The 21,273-nt window shown below is 70.3% G+C and carries 22 protein-coding genes; 9 read left to right on the plus strand and 13 right to left on the minus strand.

Annotated features, from left to right (window positions below; genetic code table 11):
* Positions 1 to 37: 37 nt before the first annotated feature.
* Both U1T56_RS04890 and glcF read right to left on the minus strand, forming a co-directional pair.
* Positions 38 to 1,231, minus strand: coding sequence for an efflux RND transporter periplasmic adaptor subunit (locus U1T56_RS04890; protein WP_418158318.1), 1,194 nt, complete (start codon positions 1,229 to 1,231; stop codon positions 38 to 40).
* A 133-nt stretch (positions 1,232 to 1,364) separates the two neighbouring features.
* Positions 1,365 to 2,663, minus strand: a complete 1,299-nt coding sequence (gene glcF, locus U1T56_RS04895; protein ID WP_418158319.1) for a glycolate oxidase subunit GlcF — start codon at positions 2,661 to 2,663, stop codon at positions 1,365 to 1,367.
* Positions 2,664 to 2,996: 333 nt separating this feature from the next.
* On the opposite strand from glcF, the gene U1T56_RS04900 reads away from it, so the two are divergent.
* The 3 genes from U1T56_RS04900 (at position 2,997) to U1T56_RS04910 (ending at position 5,721) form a co-directional block, all read left to right on the plus strand.
* Positions 2,997 to 3,176, plus strand: coding sequence for a hypothetical protein (locus U1T56_RS04900; protein ID WP_418158320.1), 180 nt, complete (start codon positions 2,997 to 2,999; stop codon positions 3,174 to 3,176).
* Between the two features lie 94 nt (positions 3,177 to 3,270).
* Entirely contained in the window at positions 3,271 to 3,705 is a 435-nt protein-coding gene (locus U1T56_RS04905; protein ID WP_418158321.1) for an EF-hand domain-containing protein, read from the plus strand.
* Between the two features lie 135 nt (positions 3,706 to 3,840).
* Complete coding sequence (locus U1T56_RS04910) at positions 3,841 to 5,721, plus strand: PHA/PHB synthase family protein (protein ID WP_418158322.1); 1,881 nt, start codon at positions 3,841 to 3,843, stop codon at positions 5,719 to 5,721.
* Between the two features lie 129 nt (positions 5,722 to 5,850).
* Here U1T56_RS04910 and U1T56_RS04915 read toward each other — a convergent pair whose 3' ends face one another.
* Together U1T56_RS04915 and U1T56_RS04920 are read right to left on the minus strand one after the other, a co-directional pair.
* Entirely contained in the window at positions 5,851 to 6,177 is a 327-nt protein-coding gene (locus U1T56_RS04915) for a DUF1244 domain-containing protein (RefSeq protein WP_418158323.1), read from the minus strand.
* Between the two features lie 60 nt (positions 6,178 to 6,237).
* A complete protein-coding gene (locus U1T56_RS04920; RefSeq protein ID WP_418158324.1) occupies positions 6,238 to 6,501 on the minus strand; it encodes a DUF6460 domain-containing protein in 264 nt (87 codons plus the stop codon).
* Between the two features lie 699 nt (positions 6,502 to 7,200).
* On the opposite strand from U1T56_RS04920, the gene U1T56_RS04925 reads away from it, so the two are divergent.
* On the plus strand, positions 7,201 to 9,210 hold the full coding sequence (locus U1T56_RS04925) for a 4Fe-4S binding protein (RefSeq protein WP_418158325.1): 2,010 nt from the start codon (positions 7,201 to 7,203) through the stop codon (positions 9,208 to 9,210).
* 10 nt (positions 9,211 to 9,220) lie between these two features.
* On the opposite strand, the gene U1T56_RS04930 is transcribed toward U1T56_RS04925, so the two are convergent.
* The 4 genes from U1T56_RS04930 to U1T56_RS04945 form a co-directional block, all read right to left on the minus strand.
* The gene (locus U1T56_RS04930) at positions 9,221 to 9,385 is read right to left on the minus strand and encodes a hypothetical protein (RefSeq protein ID WP_418158326.1); all 165 of its coding nucleotides are present in this window, start codon (positions 9,383 to 9,385) and stop codon (positions 9,221 to 9,223) included.
* 114 nt (positions 9,386 to 9,499) lie between these two features.
* Positions 9,500 to 9,706 carry a DUF6494 family protein gene (locus U1T56_RS04935; protein ID WP_418158327.1) on the minus strand — a complete coding sequence of 69 codons (207 nt, stop codon included), beginning with the start codon at positions 9,704 to 9,706 and terminating at the stop codon, positions 9,500 to 9,502.
* 19 nt (positions 9,707 to 9,725) lie between these two features.
* The gene (locus U1T56_RS04940; RefSeq protein WP_418158328.1) at positions 9,726 to 10,772 is read right to left on the minus strand and encodes a DUF6352 family protein; all 1,047 of its coding nucleotides are present in this window, start codon (positions 10,770 to 10,772) and stop codon (positions 9,726 to 9,728) included.
* Positions 10,773 to 10,788: 16 nt separating this feature from the next.
* Positions 10,789 to 11,499, minus strand: a complete 711-nt coding sequence (locus tag U1T56_RS04945; RefSeq protein ID WP_418158329.1) for a biotin/lipoate--protein ligase family protein — start codon at positions 11,497 to 11,499, stop codon at positions 10,789 to 10,791.
* A 74-nt stretch (positions 11,500 to 11,573) separates the two neighbouring features.
* Between U1T56_RS04945 and U1T56_RS04950 the strand changes: the two genes are divergently transcribed.
* Positions 11,574 to 12,929, plus strand: a complete 1,356-nt coding sequence (locus tag U1T56_RS04950; RefSeq protein ID WP_418158330.1) for an NAD(P)/FAD-dependent oxidoreductase — start codon at positions 11,574 to 11,576, stop codon at positions 12,927 to 12,929.
* 119 nt (positions 12,930 to 13,048) lie between these two features.
* On the opposite strand, the gene U1T56_RS04955 is transcribed toward U1T56_RS04950, so the two are convergent.
* Together U1T56_RS04955 and U1T56_RS04960 are read right to left on the minus strand one after the other, a co-directional pair.
* On the minus strand, positions 13,049 to 13,498 hold the full coding sequence (locus U1T56_RS04955; protein ID WP_418158331.1) for a GNAT family N-acetyltransferase: 450 nt from the start codon (positions 13,496 to 13,498) through the stop codon (positions 13,049 to 13,051).
* A 94-nt stretch (positions 13,499 to 13,592) separates the two neighbouring features.
* Complete coding sequence (locus tag U1T56_RS04960; protein ID WP_418158332.1) at positions 13,593 to 13,913, minus strand: hypothetical protein; 321 nt, start codon at positions 13,911 to 13,913, stop codon at positions 13,593 to 13,595.
* A 168-nt stretch (positions 13,914 to 14,081) separates the two neighbouring features.
* Here U1T56_RS04960 and U1T56_RS04965 point away from each other — a divergent pair, with 168 nt between their 5' ends.
* Together U1T56_RS04965 and U1T56_RS04970 are read left to right on the plus strand one after the other, a co-directional pair.
* Positions 14,082 to 15,518 (plus strand): amidase, encoded by a 1,437-nt coding sequence (locus tag U1T56_RS04965; RefSeq protein ID WP_418158333.1) that lies wholly within the window; start codon positions 14,082 to 14,084, stop codon positions 15,516 to 15,518.
* Between the two features lie 85 nt (positions 15,519 to 15,603).
* Complete coding sequence (locus tag U1T56_RS04970) at positions 15,604 to 17,199, plus strand: ABC transporter substrate-binding protein (protein ID WP_418158334.1); 1,596 nt, start codon at positions 15,604 to 15,606, stop codon at positions 17,197 to 17,199.
* 72 nt (positions 17,200 to 17,271) lie between these two features.
* Here the strand turns inward: U1T56_RS04970 and U1T56_RS04975 are convergent, their stop codons facing one another.
* The 3 genes from U1T56_RS04975 to xylB form a co-directional block, all read right to left on the minus strand.
* Positions 17,272 to 17,451 (minus strand): hypothetical protein, encoded by a 180-nt coding sequence (locus U1T56_RS04975; RefSeq protein WP_418158335.1) that lies wholly within the window; start codon positions 17,449 to 17,451, stop codon positions 17,272 to 17,274.
* 268 nt (positions 17,452 to 17,719) lie between these two features.
* Complete coding sequence (locus tag U1T56_RS04980; protein ID WP_418158336.1) at positions 17,720 to 18,001, minus strand: hypothetical protein; 282 nt, start codon at positions 17,999 to 18,001, stop codon at positions 17,720 to 17,722.
* A gap of 118 nt (positions 18,002 to 18,119) precedes the next feature.
* Positions 18,120 to 19,652, minus strand: coding sequence for a xylulokinase (gene xylB, locus U1T56_RS04985; RefSeq protein WP_418158337.1), 1,533 nt, complete (start codon positions 19,650 to 19,652; stop codon positions 18,120 to 18,122).
* A gap of 139 nt (positions 19,653 to 19,791) precedes the next feature.
* Here xylB and hisG point away from each other — a divergent pair, with 139 nt between their 5' ends.
* A complete protein-coding gene (hisG, locus tag U1T56_RS04990; RefSeq protein WP_418158338.1) occupies positions 19,792 to 20,673 on the plus strand; it encodes an ATP phosphoribosyltransferase in 882 nt (293 codons plus the stop codon).
* Positions 20,674 to 20,687: 14 nt separating this feature from the next.
* On the plus strand, positions 20,688 to 21,272 hold the full coding sequence (hisB, locus tag U1T56_RS04995) for an imidazoleglycerol-phosphate dehydratase HisB (RefSeq protein WP_418158367.1): 585 nt from the start codon (positions 20,688 to 20,690) through the stop codon (positions 21,270 to 21,272).
* Position 21,273 lies beyond the last annotated feature (1 nt).

Here is a 21,273-nt window from a genome sequence, read left to right on the forward strand (position 1 = left end):
CGGCTCTTGCCTCCAGGGCGGCTGGGATGCACGCCGCTCAGCCGGCGCCGTCGGCCATTTCGGTGGGCCCGGGCTCGATCCTGCCGTCCTCGGGCGTCACCTTGGCGCCGGGGCGCGCGCGGATCAGGCCATCGATGATGATGCGGTCGTCCGGTTCCAGCCCGCGGCGCACGATGCGCAGGCCGCCGGACTGGCTCGGGCCGGGGCGGATGATCTTGGGTCGGACCGTGTTCTCGCCATCGACGGTGAGCACGATCTTGCGCGACTGGTCCGTGACGATCGCCGCATCGGGGATCAGCAGCGCATCGTACGCGCGCGAGCCCGGGATGCGGATACGGCCGAACTGGCCCGGGGTGATCAGGTTGTCGGGGTTGGGGAACATGGCGCGGGCCCGGATCGTGCCGGTGCTCCGGTCGACGACGTTGTCGACGAAGTTCATGGTCCCCTGGTGCGGCCAGCCCGCCTCGTCGACGAGATGGGCCGAGACGATGGTCTCACGGTTGCGGGTGGAAGGCAGCTCGCCTTTCTGCACGGCGCGCTGATAGGCCAGGAAGTCTGCCTCGGACATATCGAAGGCGAGATAGATCGGGTCGAGCTGGACGATCGTCGTCAGGAGCGTCTGGTCGCTCACCAGGTTGCCGACATCGACACGCCGGTTGGAGATGCGACCTTTGAAAGGGGCGGTGACCCGGGTGAAGCCGAGATTGAGCTCGGCGTCGCGGAGCTGAGCTTCTGCCGCGGCGAGCTTGGCCTCCGCCGCCTCGAGCTCGGCGTTGCGCTGGTCGAGCACGGCCTTGGCGGCGGCCGAGCTGCTCACGAGCCTTTCCGTGCGCTGCTGCTCGAGCCGGGCGAGCTCCAGCTGGGCCCGAGCCTCTCCGATCTGTGCCTTGATGCGGTCGGCGGCGGCCTCGTAGGGGCGCGGGTCGATCACGAACAGGAGCTGGCCCGCCTCCACGATGTCGCCGTCGTTGAAATGAACCTCTTGCAGATAGCCCGAAACGCGGGCTCGCACCCCGACCTGTTGCACCGGCTCGAAGCGCCCGGTGAACTCGTCCCATTCGGTCAGCCGACGCACCAGAGATTTCGCAACCGTCACCGTCGGCGGTGCCGGCGGTGGATTCTTCGCCTGGGCCTTGCCTCCTGCATCCTCGTTGCACGCCGCGAGCAGCAGCATCACGGCAACGGTCAGGCTGAACCGGGCTGCGGTTCCCCCTGCGCCACCTTCCACCATCCGGCTTTCTCCCATCCCTCGATGCACCCTCTGCCCAGGTACAGGACAGGAGGTGGGGGGCGGGATCAGGTGATCAACGAGGCCGCGCCTGCGGTCAGGTCATGACGGGCATCCGCCGCCTTTGTGATCCCTGTCACAGACCGCACTCGGCCAGTGTCTTCGGCTTGGGTCCGCCCGTCGCCCAGTCGAGCAGTTCCACCGTGTGGACGATGGGAATGGCGGTGCCCGAGGCGATCTGGGTCATGCAGCCGATGTTGCCGGCGGCGATCACGTCGGGCCGGATGCGTTCGATGTTGGCGACCTTGCGGTCGCGGAGCTGCCGGGCGAGCCCGGGCTGGAGCATGTTGTAGGTACCGGCCGAGCCACAGCAGAGATGGCCTTCCGGAATGTCCTTCACGGTGAAGCCGGCCCGAGCCAGGAGCTGCTTGGGGTGGGTCGTGATCCGCTGGCCGTGCTGCAGCGAGCAGGCGGAATGGTAGGCGACGACCAGGTCGCTGTCGGCCGTGGCGGGCTCGAGGCCGATCGTCGCCATGAACTCGCTCACGTCCTTGGCGAGAGCGGAGATCCTGGCCGCCTTCTCGGCGTAAGCCCGGTCCTCGCGGAACATGTGGCCGTAATCCTTGATCGTGGTGCCGCAGCCCGAGGCGTTGATCACGATCGCGTCGAGGCCGCCCGTCCCGAGTTCGCGCGTCCAGACGTCGATGTTGTTGCGGGCGAAGGCGAGGCCCGACTTCTCGCGGCCCATGTGATGGGTGAGGGCACCGCAGCAGCCCATGCCTTTCGGGATCACGACCTCGACCCCGTGCCGGGTGAGGAGCCGCACCGTCGCCTCGTTGATCTCGGGCGCCAGCACCTGCTGGGCGCAGCCCGTCAGCAGCGCCACCCGTGCGCGCCGCTCGCCTTCGGCCGGGAAGACCTGCGGCCGGTTGATCGGCGAGGGGCCGGGCACGCTGTGCGGTGCGAGGGTCAGCATCGGGCGCAGCTTCTCCGGCAGGATACCCGCGAGCGGCCGGGCGAGCGCCGCACCGATCAGCGACAGGCGGAACAGGAAGGGGTAGGGGATCGTGTGCTCGATCAGCCAGCGCGCCAGCCGGTCCTGCCAGGGTCGCCGGAAATGCTGCTCGATATAGGCCCGGCCGTGGTCGACGAGATGGCCGTAATGCACGCCCGAAGGGCAGGTCGTCATGCACGAGAGGCAGGACAGGCAGCGGTCGATGTGCTTGACGACCTCCGGCGTCGGCTTCTGCCCGCTCTCGAGCATCTGCTTCATGAGGTAGATGCGGCCGCGCGGGCTGTCGAGCTCGTCGCCCAGGAGCACGTAGGTCGGGCAGGTCGCGGTGCAGAACCCGCAATGCACGCAGGTCCTGAGGATCTTCTCGCTCTCGCGGTTGTCCGGGTCCTCGAGCTGTTCGGCGGTGAAGTTGGTCTGCATGCCAGGCTCTCGCTCTCTCGAGCGGCTTATACAGGCATCCCGACGACCCTGTCCTCCTTTCTCGTCCGCATGCCCGCACCGCCCCCGAAGCGGGCCGGCGGCGCTGATCGCCTGCTGAATGGTTCATCCGGCAAGTTGCGGGGTATGGTGGTGGCCTCTCCTGGATGGGCCATGCGTGGCCCGCCGGTTTGCCTGCATGACCTGCCCGCCGAGGAGCGCTCGGCGGTGGAGGCGCTGGCCCGCTCGCGGCGGCCCCGGCGCGGCGGCTGGCGCGCGCCCGCGGCGGCTGGCGCGCCAGCCGGGGCGAGACACCGCCCGGCATCGCGGTGGAAGGTGCTGCGCTCGCGCGCCCTCGCGGGGCGCCGCTTCGAGACCTGGGAGGAGGTCGCCGAGGCCGTCGCGCAGGCGACCGAGCGCTGGAACGCGCACCGCCAGCCCGTCACCGGGGGACAGCGACGGCGCCATCGCCCGCACCGCCAGCCCGGCATCGCCCTCCTGCCCAAGGCCGCATGACTTGCCGGATGGAGCAGTAAGGACGTCTTAACCAACTCGTGATATGTCTCGCGCGGGATTTCCCCCCTGGTTCGGCAACTTCGCGGAGAGAGGCATGAAGGGGCGGGCTGGATGTCAAGGTGCGCTGCGGATCGGGGCGGCGCTGATCGTCTTCTGGCCTCTGGTCGGATCGGCGCAGCCAGCGAACTCCTGGCTCGAGCGGCTCGACACCAACGGCGACGGTGCCGTTGACCTGGGTGAGGTCCGGCATGCGCGCGGCGTCGTGTTCGATCGTCTGGACACGGATCACGACGGCTTTCTGTCCCGAGACGAGCTGGCTGCCGCCCGCAAACCGCGGCGCAATGCCACGGCACAGCCCGGCAGCCGGCTGCTCGTGCGCGCCGATGCCGACAAGGACGGCAGGATCTCGCGCGACGAGTTTCTGGCGCTGGCCGGCCAGACGATGAAGCGCCGCGACCGCAACGGCGACGGCCGGATCACCGCGGACGAGTTGCCGCCGCCGCGCCCGCGCCAGCCTTCTCGGCCGTGAGGTGGGCGCCGGCTTTCTTGTTGCGCTGCGAAAACGGCGCTAGCCTGAGCCCGGTCGAACTCCGTCGGCCGATGGCGGTGATCCCGCTGCGTGACGCCGGAGCGCCGAACAGGAACGACGGGTGGCAGTGTCGCCATGGCTACCAAGATCGTGCGGGACGATGCCGCGGCCGTGTTGCGGCCCGCCGGCGAAGCGCGGCTCGCCGAGGAGAAGGCTGCGACCGGGCCGGGCGAGGATGTCCGGACGCATCGCTTTCTTCCGCCGGCGCCCGCCACTGCAGCGCCACGGCCGCCCTTCGTCCAGAGCTTCGAGAACCTTGACCGTCTGCTGCACGCGTTCCAGGCGCGGCTCACCGCCGGCATCTCGCTGGCGGCCGTGGCGGGAGCGTGGGCGGACTGGTTCGCCCACTACGCCAACGCGCCGGGCAAGCAGCTCGGCCTCGCGCAGAAGGCCGCGTTCGACGGCTGGCGGCTCGCCGCTTACGCTCAGCGCCGGCTACTGGGCCTGGAGGTCGAGCCGCCGTTTGCGCCCCGGCCGGACGACCGGCGGTTCGCCCATCCGGGCTGGCGGAGCCTGCCATTCGATCTCGTGGCCCAGGCCTTCCTGGCCACGGAGAACTGGTGGGACGCCGCCACGACGGGCGTGCGCGGCGTCACGGCACAGCACGAGCGACAGGTCCGGTTCATGATCCGCCAGCGGCTCGACCGGCTGGCACCCTCGAACTTCCCCTTCACTAACCCCGAGGTCATCGAGCGCACGATCGCGGAAGGCGGTCGCAATCTCGTTCGCGGCTTCGGCTACTGGCTCGAGGACGCCGAGCGCTGGCTCACGGGCCGCAGACCGGTCGGAGTCGAGAAGTGGGTGGTCGGGCGCGACGTCGCGGTCACACCGGGCGAGGTCGTCTACCGCAACGAGCTCATGGAACTGATCCAGTACCGGCCGGCGACGCGGGAGGTCCATCCTGAGCCCGTGCTGATCGTCCCGGCCTGGATCATGAAGTACTACATCCTGGATCTCCGGCCGGAGAACTCGCTGATCCGTTACCTCGTCGAGCGCGGCCATACCGTGTTCGCGATCTCGTGGAAGAACCCGACCGAAGCCGACCGCGAGGTCGGGCTCGACGACTACCGCCATCAGGGGATCATGCACGCGATCCAGGCCGTGCAGGCGATCCGGCCGGGGCAGCGCGTCCATGCCTGCGGCTATTGCCTCGGCGGCACCATCCTCGCGATCGCCGCCGCCAAGATGGCGCGCGACGGCGACGACCGGCTGGCCTCGCTCACGCTGCTCGCGGCGCAGACCGACTTCACCGAGGCCGGCGAGCTCATGCTGTTCATCGACGAGAGCGAGCTCGCCTTCCTCGAGGACATGATGTGGGACCAGGGCTATCTGGACACGACCCAGATGGCCGGCGCCTTCATGCTGCTCCGCGCCAACGATCTCGTCTGGTCCCGGATCGTGCGGCAGTACCTTCTGGGCGATCGCGAGGAGATGAGCGATCTCATGGCCTGGAACGCCGATGCCACGCGCATGCCGGCGCGGATGCACAGCCAGTATCTGAAGGCGTTGTTCCTCGAGAACCGGCTGAGCCGCGGCCGCTACGCCATCGAGGGCCGGCCGGTGGCGCTCTCCGACATCCGCGTGCCGATCTTCGCGGTCGGGACCGAGAAGGATCACGTCGCACCCTGGCAGTCGGTCTACAAGATCCGCCTCCTGAGCGACACCGAGGTGACGTTCGTCCTGACGAGCGGCGGGCACAATGCCGGCATCGTCAGCGAGCCCGGCCATCCGGGACGGCATTTCCGCATGGCGCGCATCCCAGCCGACGCGCCCTATCTGGCCCCCGAGGACTGGGCCGTGACGACGCCGCCGCAGGAAGGCTCCTGGTGGCCGGCCTGGCAGGCCTGGCTCGCCGCGCACAGCGGACCGCCGACGGCGCCACCGCCGCTGGGAGCGCCCGAGAAGGGCTATCCCTGCCTGATGCCCGCACCGGGCAGCTATGTGCTGGAGCCCTGAGCGGCTTTCGTGAGCCGGGCCGGGGCTCAGGCCGTTCCTTCGCCTTCGATGGAGGAGCAGCGATGCCGGGCCGATCGGGATCACGGCCGGCGAGCGGGAACGCCCTGCCCGCGGGGCATCGCAGCCGGCTCAGGATCCGTGCGGGTGGCCGTGGGTCCGCCGATAGGCCTCCTGGAACGCGGCCTGCTTCTCGGGTCCGGCCTCGGTCTGGTGCTCGGCCTTCCACGTCTCGTAGGGCATGCCGTAGACGATCTCGCGCGCCTCGGCGTCGCTCATGGCGAGCCCGCGCTCCTCGGCCGCCGCCCGGTACCATTTCGCGAGGCAGTTGCGGCAGAAGCCGGCGAGGTTCATGAGATCGATGTTCTGCACGTCCGTGCGCTCGCGCAGATGCGCGAGCAGCCTGCGGAACGCGGCGGCCTCGAGCTCGGTCCGGATCTTCTCGTCGAGCGGGTCCATGGGCTTTGCCTCCTCGGGCTGGGACGGGTGGTCTTGCGATGCAGGGGCCGGGGCGATGTCTCAACGGCCGCGCAGGAACCGGAGCAGGTAGCCGATCGCCCAGATCGGCACGACGATCACGGCGCCCAGCAGCACGTACTTGATGCCCCACACGATCCAGGCCTGCACGTTGGCGATGGCCTCGTCGATGTTGCCGGTGATCCAGTGCAGTACGTCGCGCGGCTGCAGGTCGAACCAGGCCATGGCCATCCCGACCACGAGCGAGGCCAGGAGGATGCGCAAGATCGTCCCGAAGGTGATCGGGGGCAAGGGGCTCAGCTTCATCCCGTGCCTGCGGCGATCCGCCGAAAGAGCGCCGGTAACGCCGGGACGGACCGAACGTTGATGAGCGGTGGACGCATGGGGGCCTGAGGCTCCGGTACGGGCACGGGTTCGCGCGCGGATCACGTTTCATGCGTATAGTGCGATGCTCGGTGCTGGCAAGCATGCCGGGGCCGGATGCACGGCATGTCACCAGGAGGAATCCCTCATGGGCCTGACGAGCTTCATCGAGGAAGCCGGGCGTCGCCTCGGCATCGGCAGGGCCGAGGCGACGCAGCCCGAAGGCTCGCTCGTGCCGGAAGTGCCACCCGCACCGACGGCCCTCGGGCGGGAAGTAAGGGATCTCGGCCTCGACGTGAAGGATCTCAAGCTCGCCGTCGCGGGTGACAAGGTGAAGGTGAGAGGCCAGCCGGCCGATGCTGAAGGACCCGGACAAGATCCATCCGGGCCAGACGCTGTGCATCCCGCCCGAGCCGAAATAGCCGGGAACCCGCCCGTCGCGGAGCCGGATCGGCGGGAGGGTCCTCCGCCGTCCGGCTTCTCGCTCCTGCCCGATCACCGTTTGTCTTTTGCCGCCCGAGCGCCCACTATGCATGGAAACCGGCGCGGGATCGGACGATCGCTCCCGTGCCGCACGAACGACGAGGAACGGGCATGAGGCTGGGCGGCAGACGGTGCCTGATCTGCGATTGCGAGGGCACGATGCGGTTGGATGCGGCCGCTCTGGAGCGTGCCCTCGGCGGTGCCGCGCCATCGACCGTGCACCACCAGCTCTGCCGGGCGCAGATCGAAGCCGTTCGCGCCGCCGCGGCCGGCGGCGCGCCGCTCCTCATCGCCTGCACCCAGGAAGCGCCGCTCTTCGCCGAGACCCTGGGCCAGCTCGAGGCCGCGCCACCGGCCGGCTTCGTCAACATACGCGAGCGCGCCGGCTGGTCGGAGGAAGGGACCGAGGCCGCGCCCAAGATCGCGGCCCTGCTCGCCGAGGCCGCGATCGAGGTGCCGCCGGCACCGGCCCTGACGCTGAAGTCGGAAGGGCGCTGCCTCGTCGTCGGCATCGACGACACGGCGCTGCAGGCGGCCCGGCAGCTCGCCTCCCGGCTGGCGCCGACGCTCCTTCTCGTCGCCGATGCCGAGATCCTGCCGCCGCGAACGACGACGTTCCCGATCCTGCGCGGGCTCGTGCGCGGCGCCACCGGCCATCTCGGCGCCTTCAAGGTCGAGGTCACCGGCCTGGCGCCGGCGGTCGTGTCGTCGCGGCAGCACCTGCGGTTCGGCCCGGCCCAGGCGAAGGCCGAACTCGAGGCCGACCTGATCCTCGACCTCACCGGCGGCCGGTCCTGGTTCAGCGCCCACGCGAAGCGGGACGGCTATCTCCGTCCGGATCCACGCGATCCCGTCGCCGTGCAGAGGGCGCTGTTCGAGGCGGTCGAGCTCACGGGCGAGTTCGAGAAGCCGCGCTATGTCGCTTTCACGGCCGAGCTCTGCGCGCATTCCCGCTCGCGGCGCACGGGTTGCACCCGCTGTCTCGAGCAATGCCCGACCGGCGCCATCGCCCCGGCCGGCGACCATGTCCGGATCGACCCTTACGTCTGCGCCGGCTGCGGTGCCTGTGCCGGCGTGTGCCCGACCGGTGCCGCGGCCTACGCCGTGCCGTCCGCCAATATTCTGCTGGAGCGGCTGCGGGCGCTGCTTGGCACCTATCGCGACGCGGGTGGTGTGGCGCCCGTCCTTCTCGCCTGCGAAGAGCGCCACGGCGAGGCTCTGATCGACGCCATGGCCCGGCTCGGCCGTGGTCTGCCGGCGCGGGTGCTACCGTTCGCCGTCACCGAGATCGCCCAGCTCGGCTTCGAGACGCTGGCGGCGGCTTTCGCCTACGGCGCCGATCAGGTGGTCGTGCTCGCACCGCCGCACAAGCGGGCCGAGATCGGCGGCCTCGAGGCGACGCTCGGCCATATCCGGGCGATGCTGGACGGACTCGGCTACGGCGCCGAGCGCCTGCTCCTCCTGCTCGAGGACGATCCGGATACCGTCGAGGCGGCTCTCTGGACGCTGCCGCGTCTGGAGCCCGTTACGGCCGGCGACTTCCTGCCGATGGGCGGCAAGCGGACGCTGATGCGCCTCGCCCTCGACCAGCTGCACCGCACGGCACCGCAGCCGGCCGAGATCGTCCCGCTGCCGGCGGGAGCACCGTTCGGCGCGGTCGTGGTCGACGTCGCGGGCTGCACCTTGTGCCTGTCCTGTGTGGGGGCCTGCCCGACCGGTGCTCTCCTCGACGCTCCGGACAAGCCGATGCTGCGCTTCCTCGAGGAAGCGTGCGTGCAGTGCGGCTTGTGCCGCAGTACCTGCCCCGAAAAGGTGATCCGCCTCGAGCCGCGCCTCGCCTTCACGGCCGCAGCCCGCAGCTCGCGCACGATCAAGGAGGAAGAGCCGGCGCTCTGCATCCGCTGCGGCAAGCCGTTCGGGACCCGGAGCTCGATCGAGCGCATCGTCGAGAAGCTCGCCGGCCGGAGCTGGATGTTTCAGACCGAGGAGCAGATCGCCCGCATCCGCATGTGCGACGACTGCCGCGTGATCAGCCAGTTCGAGAACGCCCGGAACCCGCTCGCCTTCGGCAGCCGTCCGAAGCCGCGCACGAGCGAGGATTATCTGCGCGAGCGCGAGCAGCCGGCCGCGCCGCCGACACACGAGCCCGAGAGCGAGAGCACGGCCTGAACCTTCCGGTTCAGCAGTTGCCCTTCTTGGCCTGACCCGGCGGGCAGAAGCCGCCGCCGTTGCCGCCGACCTGGACCTTGACCGGAACGGGCTTCACCGCGACCGACGGCGGGCGCAACTCCGCCGCGCAGGCGGCGAGGAGCAGGAAAGCGGAAAGACAGGCCGTGACACGCATGGGACTTCTGCGCAGGTACGTGGGTCGCGCAGAGAATGCCAGAGTCCCGGTTAGCGAACCATGAAGCTTCGTGCCGCTGCGCGGATTTGCCGGCTGCCGGCCCGGTGCTCGAGCCTATTCGAGCTCGATGGCGCCCTCGATCACCACGTCGAGCCCGGCTTCCGGGATCGTCAGGCGCACCTCGGCCTTGAGCGCCTCGTTACCCTTGAGTCTGCCGCTCTCGAGCGCTGCCTTCACGGCGTTCTCGATCTCGCGCTGCGAGGTGACGCCCACCTTCTTCAGGAACTTGCGCAGGCTCATGTTGAGCACGTCGTCGTTCACGGTAACCTCTCATTCTGCATCAGGATGCTTCGGCAAGTGGGAGATTTACCAAGAGATTCTGCGGCTTCAAGCGCAGCCGATGCGTCGCGTCCCGGGCCATCGCCATATAGACGGACCGGCCGCGCATGTCCGCACGCACCGCGTCCTGGTCCCCGATCTCGAGGCGAAACAGCGACAGGACGCGCGCCCGATCCTCCTCGGGGAGATCCTCGCCGGCATAGAGAGCGTCGAGGATGGCGCTGGCTTCGGCGTCGAGGCCGAGATGCCAGCGCCAGCGCTCGTCGCACATGGACTGGAGCGGCTGGATGGCGACGGAAAGGCCGAGGAAGTGCCGCCCCCAGGCTTCGAGCACCCGGCACAGCGCGTCGAGGCCGGGGCGGGTGAAGCTCACGTCGAGGACCGTGTCGAACCGGTCGCTGCGCGCGAAGTAGCCTGCCGCATCGTCCGCGCGCAGCACGTCGAGCTCGACCCGACGCAGCCCGCTTCCTTCCTCCCTGCCGGCCGGAAGCCGGTTCGTGCTGCCGGAATCAACGGTGCGAGCACGGAGCTCGACCGTGTCGTGGTCGGCGAGCAGGACGGCGCCGTCGCGCATCGCGACGCTCTGGACGCGGAACAGGCACTCGGCCGCCCGCAAGGTGATGCCGTCGCGGCAGCCGTCGAGAATGCCGCGCAGGATCGCGTGCACGAGATGCCCGACGAAGAGGGCGGGGATGCCGCGATGGCCGCGCAGCACCAGCGCCAGATAGGCATCCTCGAGCGTGTCGTGGCGGAGGAGATGGTCGCGAAAGCGCGCGAACACCTCGTAATTGTCGCGCGCGTCCGGATCTCTCGGGCCGAGCAGTGTCGCGGGCGTGATCGGCCGGCGCGGATCGTCGAGAAGAGCCGCGTGCAGCGCCCGCTCGACGGCGCAGGATTCCTCGACCGGCGCGAGCTCCGGACGCAGCAGGTAGGCGCGCAGGTAATCGTCGCTCGCTCGGTGCCGGCCATCCTCGCGGCGTTCCAGGAGGTGCCAGCCCGAGCTGCGCCAGAAGTCCGGAGTCGGGAGTGCCGCCACGGCCCGTTTCATGCCTCACGTCGAGGGCTTACGGCGCTCTCTCGACGAACGGGTCGAGCCTGAGCCGCTCGCCGCCGATCAGAAAGGCGCCGTCCGCTGCGATACCTCTGATCTTGCCCGCGAGCTTCCGGCCGGCAAGGGCGATCTCGCCGGTCTCGCCGAGCTTGAAGCAGCGGGCGTTCCAGGAGGCCTGCACCGGTGTCAGGCCTTCGTCGAGCCAGCGGCCGGTCCAGAGCAGGAAGTGGCGGCAGACGCTCTCGACGAGCTGCGCCACCGTCACGTCGACCGCACCCTCCTCGTAGAGCGAGGTCCGCTCGGCGAGCCGGCCGGGATCGTCACCGAGCGGGCCCACGCCGATGGCGAGGCCCAGCACGAGCCAGGGCGGCAGCTCTCGGTGATCGGTCGTGGCCGCCATGGCGACACGCACCCGGCCGAGCAGGGCGCCATCGAGAAGGATGTCCGAAGGCCAGGCGAAGGCGATGGGCTTGCCGGGCGGGACCAGCGCGCCCAGCGCATCGCCCGTGGCCACCATGAGGACGTGGACCGCCTGCAGAGTGACGGCGGCCGGCGCTTCCGGCTCGAGCACCACGGCCATCTCCAGCCGGTCCGTGCGTTCCGTCCAGTAGACCGTGCCGTCGCCGACGCCGCGTGGTGCGGCGCGGGCGGCACGCTCGAAAGCGCCCACATCGCGGTCGACGGCGACGAGCTGGAAGGCGGGCGGCAGGACGGGCAGAGGCATCGGAACCTTGCAGCGGGAGCTTCAGATGGAGCGCCGCGACGGCTAGGCTCGCGCGGCAAGCGCCGAGGTACATAATGACCATCGAAAGCGATCTCTACCACCCCGGACATTACGACCGCAGCCGCCCGGTCCCGAGCTACTGGGAGGCGACGGGCGGGCCGCCGCCCGCTGGCGTCGGGTCGCTCACGGGCGACATCACTACCTCGATCGCGATCATCGGCGGCGGCTATACCGGCCTGTCCGCAGCCTACCATCTTGCCAGGGAGCACGGGATCGCTGCCGCCGTGCTCGAGGCCGGACCCATCGGCTGGGGCGCTTCCGGCCGCAACGGCGGCTTCTGCGGCCTCGGCGGCAGCAAGATGGGCTACCGGCTCATGGCACAGCGCTTCGGCACGGCCGAGACGCGGTGCTTCTTCGAGGCCCAGAAGGCGGGCGTGGCGCTGGTCCGGAGCCTCGCCGCCGAGGAGGGGATCGACATCGAGCCTGCGGGCGAGGGCGAGCACTATCTCGCGCACAAGCCGAGCCGCTGGCACGTGCTCGAGAACTACGCCGGCACGGTGCAGCGCCTGTTCGGCGAGCGCTGGGCGCTCTGGCGCAAGCCCGAGCTCGAGGAGCGGCTCCTGCGCTCGCCCGAAGCGCACGGCTGCCTCTTCATCCCGCACTATCTGGGCCTGCATCCCTTGCGCTACGTGCGCGGGCTCGCGGCCGCCGCCGTCCGACGCGGCGCATCGGTCTTCGAGCGCACGCCGGTCACGGCCTGGCAGCGGACGGACGGTCGGCACCGCCTGGTGACACCTCACGGAACCGTGACCGCCGAGCGCGTGCTCGTCGCCACGAACGGCTACACGCCCGAAGGCCTCGATCCCGCCCTGCACGGGCGGCTCCTCCCGGCACTCTCGAGCATCGTCGTCACCCGCCCGCTGAGCCCGGACGAGCAGGCGGCGCAGGGCTGGGTTCGGCCGGCGCTGGTCGCCGACACGCGCAACCTCCTGTTCTACATCCGCCTCTTGCGCGATGGCCGCCTCCTGTTCGGCGCTCGCGGCGGCACCGACGCATCGCCCGCCGCCTTCGCGCGGCGCCGTGCCTGGATGGAGCGCCGGCTCGGCGAGAAGTTCCCGGCCTGGCGCGGAGTCGGGATCGATTATGCCTGGTGGGGTCTCGTCTGCCTCGCGAGGGATCTCCTCCCGCATCTCGGCTGGCTCGACGACGGCCGGAGCACGCTCGCCGCGCTCGCCTATCACGGCAGCGGCGTTTCCTTCGCCACCATGTTCGGCCGCGCCGCCGCCGCCCGCCTCGCCGGCCGCGAGCCCGACCCGCCGCTGCCGGACTTCGTGCTCGCACCACCGCCGCGTTTTCCGGTGCCCGGCCTGCGCCTGACCGCGCTGCGCGCGGCCTACGCCGCTTACGGCTTCAAGGACGAATGGCTCTGACGTCGGCGCCCGCCCGCCTCATACCGAACCCGGATGATCCGCGTCTGCTTGCGCCCGTTCCAGGTAGCCGACCGGCAGAGGCAGCCGGGAAGGTGGTGCAGGCTTCGGCCGGGCGGGTATCAAAGGCGCTTCGCCATGAGCTGCCAGTCCGTCGCCGCGAAACCGCGCCGGTCGTAGACGGTTCGCGCCGGGACGTTCTCGGGATCGACGACGAGGAAGAGCGCCTTGAGGCCGAGCGCCCGCGCCTCTTCCTCGAGCCGCGTCATCACCGCCGACCCGATGCCGCGGCCGCGCGCCGCCGGGACGAGATAGAGCTCGTCCACGAACGCATCGGGGCCGCCATACTCGATCCCGAAGCCGAGGCCCAGCACCGCGTAGCCGACGACCGGCCCCGCGCCGTCGCGGATCAGCCAGGCGCGCGCCAAGGGGTGGCCCCGTGCTATCATGGCGACGGCGGCAGCGCCGCGCTCGTCCAAGGGTGCGCCGCTCGTGGCGTGAAAGGCGCGGGCAAGCTCGAGGAGCACCGTCTCCTCGGCCGGCCCCACGGGCACGAGCTCGACGTCGGTCATGCGCGTCACCTCTGCTCTCGGCACGCGGCGGAGCTTTCGCCGAGGAAGGCAGCGGGCGTCAACCGTCGGGCTGGAAGGTGCGGCGTCGCTGCGCTCAGACCGCAGGATCGACCGCCCTCGGCTCGAGAGGCTCCCAATCCTCGCCGGCGGCGAGCACGCAGGCGAGGCCGTTGGGCATGAGGCTGACGATCGTCCAGGTCCTGCTCCTCGCCGACGCGAACACCTGCAGCAGGTTGCCGTTGGTCTGCAGACCGAGCGAGACCGGCGTCTCCTCGTACTTCGCCCCGAGCTCACGGGCGATCTCGCGGTAATCGTGGCAGAGAGACGGTGTTCCCGGCGCTGCCGTTTGCGCCTCCGCTCCGGCCGCGAACAGGAGCGTGCCGATCGTGGCAGCAGCGAAGCCGAGCTCGTGCATGGCGTTCAGCCTTCCGTTCGACCGCGGCCGTGATCGGCCGGCGGACCGCATCAGGAAAGCACGGCGGCCTTACGATCGCGTTAACGCCGGACGGCCTCCCGCTGGCGCGCCCGGCAGCCCCCGCCTAAGCTTCCTGGCGATCCGCCACCGACGAGGTGCGTGCCCGCCATGACCACGACCGATCCTGCTCTCCTCTCCGCCGCCGAACTGCTCCGCCTCTACCGTCGCAAGGCGCTCTCGCCGGTGGAGACGGCGGAAGCCTGTCTCGCGCGGGTCCGGCGCTGGAACGGGTCGATGGGAGCCTTCACCTTCGTGGACGAGGAGGGAGCGCTCGCCGCCGCGCGCGCCTCCGCGGCGCGCTGGCAGCGGGGCGAGCCGTGCGGCCCGCTCGACGGCGTGCCGACGACGGTCAAGGATCTCGTCCTGGTCAAGGGCTGGACGGCCCGGCGCGGCAGCCACAGCACCGAGGGCCAGCCGCCGGCCGCCGAGGACGCGCCGGCGACCGCCCGTTTACGCGAGGCCGGGGCCGTGCTCCTGGGCAGCACCACGACCCCGGAGTTCGGCTGGAAGGCCGTGACCGACAACCCTCTGGGCGAAATCGCGCGCAATCCCTGGAACCCGGCGCTGACACCGGGCGGATCGAGCGGTGGGGCGGCGGTCGCGGCGGCGCTCGGCATGGGAGCCCTTCATCTCGGTACGGACGGCGGCGGCTCGATTCGCATCCCTGCGGGCCTCACCGGCATCGTCGGCCTGAAGCCGACTTTCGGCCGCGTGCCGGCCTGGCCGCTGTCACCCTTCGGCACGGTGGCGCATCTGGGGCCCATGACGCGCACGGTCGAGGACGCGGCCCTCATGCTCACCACGATCAGCCGGCCCGATCGGCGCGACTGGCACGCGCTCCCGCCCGAGCCGCGCGATTACAGGATCGGACTCGAGGGCGGCCTCGCCGGCCTGCGGGTGGCGGCGAGCGCTGCGCTCGGCTTCGTGAGCGTCGATCCCGAGGTTCTGCGCGTCTTCCGGAGTGCGGTCGCGACCCTGGCCGATCTCGGCGCCGAGGTCGAGGAGACCGATCCGCCGGTGGGCGATCCGCAGGAGCTCTTCGCCCGCACTTGGTTTCCGGCCGCCACCCGCCTGGTCGAGAAGCTGCCGGCCGAGGCGCGGGCGCGGATGGATCCGGGCCTCCTCGCGATCGCGACGGAAGGGGCATGCTACGGCCGGGCCGAGCTGCAGGATGCGGCCCTCGAGCGGGGCGAGCTCGGGGTGCGCCTGCAGCTCTTCTTTGCAGCGTACGATCTGCTCGTGACCCCGGCCGTGGCCGTGCCGGCGTTTCCCGTCCTCCGCACGCAGCCGGGCCCGCAGGCCGATCCGCGCTGGACCGCCTGGGCCGGCCTCAGCTATCCCTTCAACCTGACGCAGCAGCCCGCGATCAGCGTGCCTGCCGGCTTCACCGAAGACGGCCTGCCGGTAGGGCTGCAGATCGTGGCGGCGAAATATGCCGATGCGCTGGTCCTGCGCGCCGCGCGCGCCTTCGCGGCCGCGTGCCCGCAGCCCGTGGCGGACACGCCGCGGTCACCCTCCGCGCAAGAGCCTGCTGCCCCGGTTTGACTTGGGCGTGCCCCCATGCTTCGCTGATCCGCAGCCGCGCACCGGAAAATCGGGGCGCCATGAACGGTTTTCGGGAGGTACTCGAATGCGATTCGTCGCGAAGACGGCCATGCTCGCGGCCGCGTCGCTGCTGGCGCTCGGCGCCGCGGCCGAGGCCAAGACGCTCGTATTCTGCTCCGAGGGCAGCCCCGAGGGCTTCAACCCGCAGCTCTTCACTGCCGGCACCACCTTCGATGCCAGCTCGCGCCCGATCTACAACCGCCTCGTCGAGTTCGAGCGCGGCTCGACGACGATCAAGCCGGGCCTCGCCGAGAGCTGGACCGTGTCGGACGACGGGATGACCTACACCTTCAAGCTGCGCCAGGGGGTGAAGTGGCACAGCACGAAGGCGTTCAAGCCCACGCGCGCGTTCAACGCCGACGACGTGGTCTTCTCGATCGAGCGGCAGCGCGACAAGAATCACCCCTACCACAACGTCTCGGGCGGCACCTACGAGTACTTCGACAGCATGAGCATGGGCGAGCTCATCAAGGCGGTGGAGAAGGTGGACGACCACACCGTACGCCTCGTCCTCAACCGGCCCGAAGCGCCCATGCTCGCCGACCTCGCCATGGACTTCGCCTCGATCATGTCGGCCGAGTACGCCGATGCGATGATGAAGGCGGGCACGCCCGAGAAGCTCGATCTCGAGCCCGTGGGCACGGGGCCATTCCAGCTCGTCGCCTACCAGAAGGACGCGGTGATCCGCTACAAAGCCAATCCCGACTACTGGGAAGGCAAGGCCGCGATCGACAATCTCGTGTTCGCGATCACGCCCGACCCCTCGGTCCGCTGGCAGAAGCTCAAGGCCGGCGAGTGTCACGTCATGCCCTACCCGAACCCTGCCGACATCCCGGCGATGAAGCAGGACCCGAACGTCAACGTGATGCAGCAGGAGGGGCTCAACGTCGGCTATCTCGCCTTCAACACCGAGAAGAAGCCGTTCGACGACAAGCGCGTGCGCCAGGCGCTCAACATGGCGATCAACAAGCAGGCGATCATCGACGCCGTGTTCCAGGGGGCGGGCAAGGTCGCGAAGAACCCGATCCCGCCCACGATCTGGTCCTACAACGACGCGGTGAAGGACTACCCCTACGATCCGAACCAGGCGAAGAAGCTCCTGCAGGAGGCGGGGGTGAGCGGGCTCAAGACCAATATCTGGGCGATGCCCGTGAGCCGTCCCTACAACCCGAACGCGCGGCGCATGGCCGAGCTGATCCAGGCCGACTGGCGCGCGGTCGGGGTCGAGGCCGAGATCGTGAGCTACGAGTGGGGCGAGTATCTCAAGCGCTCCAGCGCCGGCGAGCACCAGACCGTGCTTTTGGGCTGGACCGGCGACAACGGCGACCCCGACAATTTCCTGGGAACGCTCCTGGGCTGCGACGGAGCGCACGGCGGCGCCAACCGGGCGCGCTGGTGCTACCAGCCGTTCGACGACCTGATCCAGAAGGCGAAGCGCGTGTCCGACATGGCCGAGCGCACGAAGCTCTACGAGCAGGCGCAGGTCGTGTTCAAGGAGGAGGCGCCCTGGGTCACGATCGCCCACTCGGTGGTCTACGAGCCCGTGCGCAAGGAGGTCGAGGGCTACAAGGTCTCGCCCTTGGGCGTGCACGTGTTCTACGGCGTGGACATCAAGGGCTGAGCCGAGCGCGAGCCTCGGAACGCGCGTGAACTGCCGCGTTCCGAGGCTCGCTTTACTGCTCCATCCGGCAAGTCATGCGGCCTTGGGCAGGAGGGCGATGCCGGGTTGGCGGTGCGGGCGATGGCGCCGTCGCTGTCCCCCGGTGACGGGCTGGCGGTGCGCGTTCCAGTGCTCGGTCGCCTGCGCGACGGCCTCGGCGACCTCCTCCCAGGTCTCGAAGCGGCGTCCCGCGAGGGCGCGCGAGCGCAGCACCTTCCACCGCGATGCCGGGCGGTGTCTCGCCCCGGCTGGCGCGCCAGCCGCCGCGGGCGCGCGCCAGCCGCCGCGCCGGGGCCGCCGCGAGCGGGCCAGCGCCTCCACCGCCGAGCGCTCCTCGGCGGGCAGGTCACGCAGGCAAACCGGCGGGCCACGCATGGCCCATCCAGGAGAGGCCACCACCATACCCCGCAACTTGCCGGATGAACCATTCAGCAGCGCTGCGGAACCGGTGTATCGATGCGCTGGCCGATGCGGGACGGAATCAGCACTTCCCGCACACGGGGTTCCTCTGCGGTTCGTCCAGCTCGTCACCTTCCTGCGGCGGCGCGTCCGTGCCGCAGCTGCGCAGGAGAGCAAGAGCATCCGTCATATTCGCGCGGGCGGCGCGCTCGCGGAAATAGTCGGCCGTCCGCAAGGCCGATAGCTTCTCGGCGACGGCGACGTTGATGAACTGTTTCAGCGTCGTCCCCTCCTTCTTGGCGACACGTTCGGCTTCGGCCTCGAGATAGGACTGCAGCCGTAGAGCGTAGTTCGCTTGGGTCATGTCACACCCCCTCTCCATGCGCGCCACGCGGGGCCCGGCTGCTCGACCCGCACGCCCAGCCGTTCGCTGCCGGCGAAGCCACGCAGGCTGGACGTCAGGAGCCGATCGGCGCGGCCTTTCATGATTCGCTCGCGAAAGCGCCCGCGTCCTTGAGCGCCGGATAGAGCGCCCGGTAGCGGGCGTGGAGTGCTCGATAGCGTTCGGCCAGATCGACCTCGGCCCGGCGCGGCGCCGGTGCCGGCGGCACCGCCGCGCGCACGGCGCTCGCGAGATCCCGGTGCAGGCCGGCTCCCACCTGGGCGAGGATCGCGGCACCGAGCGCCGGCCCCTCGGCGGCGGTTCCCACCGTGAGCGGCGCGCGAAGCTGGGCGGCCAGGATCGCGCGCCAGAGCTCGGCCTTGGCACCGCCGCCCGTCAGCATGATACCGGGCGGCTCGATCCCGAGCGCGCGCATCCGCTCGAGGCAGTCGGCGAAGGCGAAGCCCACGCCCTCGATCAAGGCACGGACGAGATGGCCGCGATGGTGGGCGAGGCTCAGGCCCACCCAGGCGCCGCGCGCGTGCGGATCCATGTGCGGCGAGCGCTCGCCGGCGAGGTAGGGCAGGAACAGGAGCCCTTCCGCACCGGGCGGCACGGCTTCGGCCGTTCCCAGCAGCACCGCGAACGGGTCGAGCCCGTTCCTGGCCAGAAGATCGGCCTCGCCGGGCACGATCCGCTCCTTGAACCATTGCAGGGCGCCGCCGGCCGAGAGGATGACGCCCATGAGATGATAGCCGCCCGGCACGGCGTCGCAGAAGGCGTTGAGGGATCCTTCCGGGTCGATCCGCGGCGTCATGCTGTGGACGAACAGCGTGCCCGAGGTGCCGAGCGAGCAGACGCCGTGCCCTTCCTCGATCAGGCCCGCGCCGATGGCGGCGCAGGCATTGTCGCCGCCTCCGGCCACTACCGGTGTTCCCGCCGGCAGGCCGGTGAGCGCGGCCGCCTCCTCGCTCACCCCGCCGGTCGGCTCCGGGCTCTCGAGCACCTCGGGCAGCAGCTCGCGCCGGATGTCGAGGACGGTCAGCATCTCCTCGCTCCAGCGGCGCTGCCGGAGATCGAGCAGCAGCGTGCCCGAAGCGTCGGCCGCATCGGTGGCGTAGCCACCGGTCAGGCGCACGCGGACGAAGTCCTTGGGCAAGAGCAGCTTCGCGACGCGCGCGGCGGCCTCGGGCTCGTGCGCGCGCAGCCACAGGAGCTTCGGCGCCTGCATGCCGGTGCTGGCCCGGTTTCCCGTGATCTCGATCACCCGCTCGCGGCCGACCCGGCGCTCGATCTCGGCGCAGGCCGCGTGGGTACGGGCATCGTTCCAGAGCAACGCCGGGCGGATCGGCCGGTCGGCTTCGTCGAGGAACACCGAGCCGTGCATCTGGCCGGAAAGGCCGATACCCGTGATCCGGTGCGTGGAGCCGGCTGCCTCGACGAGGCGGCGCAGAACCACGACGGCCGCCTGCCACCAGTCCTCCGGGTCCTGCTCGGTCCAGCCGGGGCGCGGGGTGAGGAGCGGATAGGCGGCATCGGCGCGCGCCAGCACCTTCCCGCCGACGGAAAGCAGCACGCCCTTGGCACCGCTCGTGCCGATGTCGATCCCTATCGTCGCGGGCTCTTCTTTCATGGCTCGAGGTCGTCTCCTGGTTCGGTCTCGCCTGCGCGACTTTACGCCGATCCGGCCGTCCTCTATAGCATGCGTCCGCCTCGCGGCGTTCCGGCGCCGCTTGCCGTCCGTCCTTTCGATCACGAGGCTTCGAGCTCCCGTGTCTTCCGCCGATCCTGCGCGCAACGGCTTCGTCCACCTCGCCCTGCCCAAGGGGCGCATGGAGGAGGGGGTGATGCGCCTCCTCGGCGATGCCGGCATCCGCCTGACCTTCGACCGGCGCGGCTACCGGCCGACCATCTCGCTCGACGGCTTCGAGACCAAGATCCTGAAGCCGCAGAACATCGTCGAGATGCTGCACATGGGCTCGCGCGACCTCGGCTTCGCCGGTGCGGATTGGGTGGCGGAGAAGGGGGTCGATCTCGTCGAGCTGGTCGACACCGGCCTCGACCCCGTGCGGATCGTGGCCGCGGCCGGTCCCGAGTTCCTGGACGGCGGCAGGCCCAGGCACGCGGGCTTCCTGGTCGCGACCGAGTACGAGCGCATCACCCGCTCCTGGCTCGAGCAGCGTGGTTACGACGGCAGGGTCGTGCGCTCCTATGGCGCCACCGAGGTGTTCCCGCCCGAGGACGCCGACTGCATCGTCGACAACACGGCGACCGGCGCCACGCTCAAGGCCAACGGCCTTCTGATCTTCGACGAGCTGATGCGCTCCTCGACCCGGCTCTTCGCCTGTCCGCGCTCTCTGGACGACCCGGAGAAGCGGGCACGGATCGAGCATTTCGTGCTGCTCGTGCGCTCGGTCCTCGATGCGAGAAAGCGGGTCATGCTCGAGGTCAACGTGCCGGGCGACCGGCTCGAAGCCGTGGTCGCGATCCTGCCCTGCATGCGGGAGCCGACGATAGCACCCTTGCACCACGATGCCGGCTTCGCGGTGAAGGCCGCCGTGCCCAGGACCGACCTGCCCGAGCTGATCCGCGCCATCAAGGAGCGGGGCGGCACCGACATTGTCGTCTCCGGCATAGCGCAGATCGTGCCATGAGCGAGATCATCCCCATGCCGCGCACCGCCCGGATCGAGCGCCGCACCGGCGAGACCGACGTGCGGGTCGAGCTCGTCCTCGACGGCGACGGTCAGTCGGACGTCGAGACCGGGATCGGCTTCCTCGACCACATGCTGACCGCGCTCGCCAGGCACGGGCGCTTCGACCTCCAGCTCAACTGCGAGGGCGATCTCGAGGTCGACGACCACCACACGGCCGAGGACTGCGCCCTGGCCCTAGGTGCCGCGTTCGATCGGGCGCTGGGCGAGCGCCGCGGCATCCGCCGCTTCGGCCATGCCTACGCCCCGCTCGACGAGGCGCTCGCGCGCGTCGTGGTCGACTTCTCCGGCCGCCCTTCGGCGCACGTCGACATCGGCTTTCGCCGCGAACGGATCGGCGAGATCGCGACCGAGAATCTGACCCATTTCTTCGTCTCGCTCGCCACGACCGCCCGCATGACGCTGCACGTCGACGTGCTCAAGGGCGAGAACGATCATCACCGCGCCGAGGCCGCATTCAAGGCCCTGGCCCTCGCGCTGCGTCAGGCGGTATCCTCGGACGGCTCGGGCGAGGTGCCGAGCACCAAGGGCGTGCTCTAGA

Source organism: Benzoatithermus flavus, assembly GCF_037908215.1.
Classification (GTDB): Bacteria; Pseudomonadota; Alphaproteobacteria; order Geminicoccales; family Geminicoccaceae; genus Benzoatithermus; species Benzoatithermus flavus.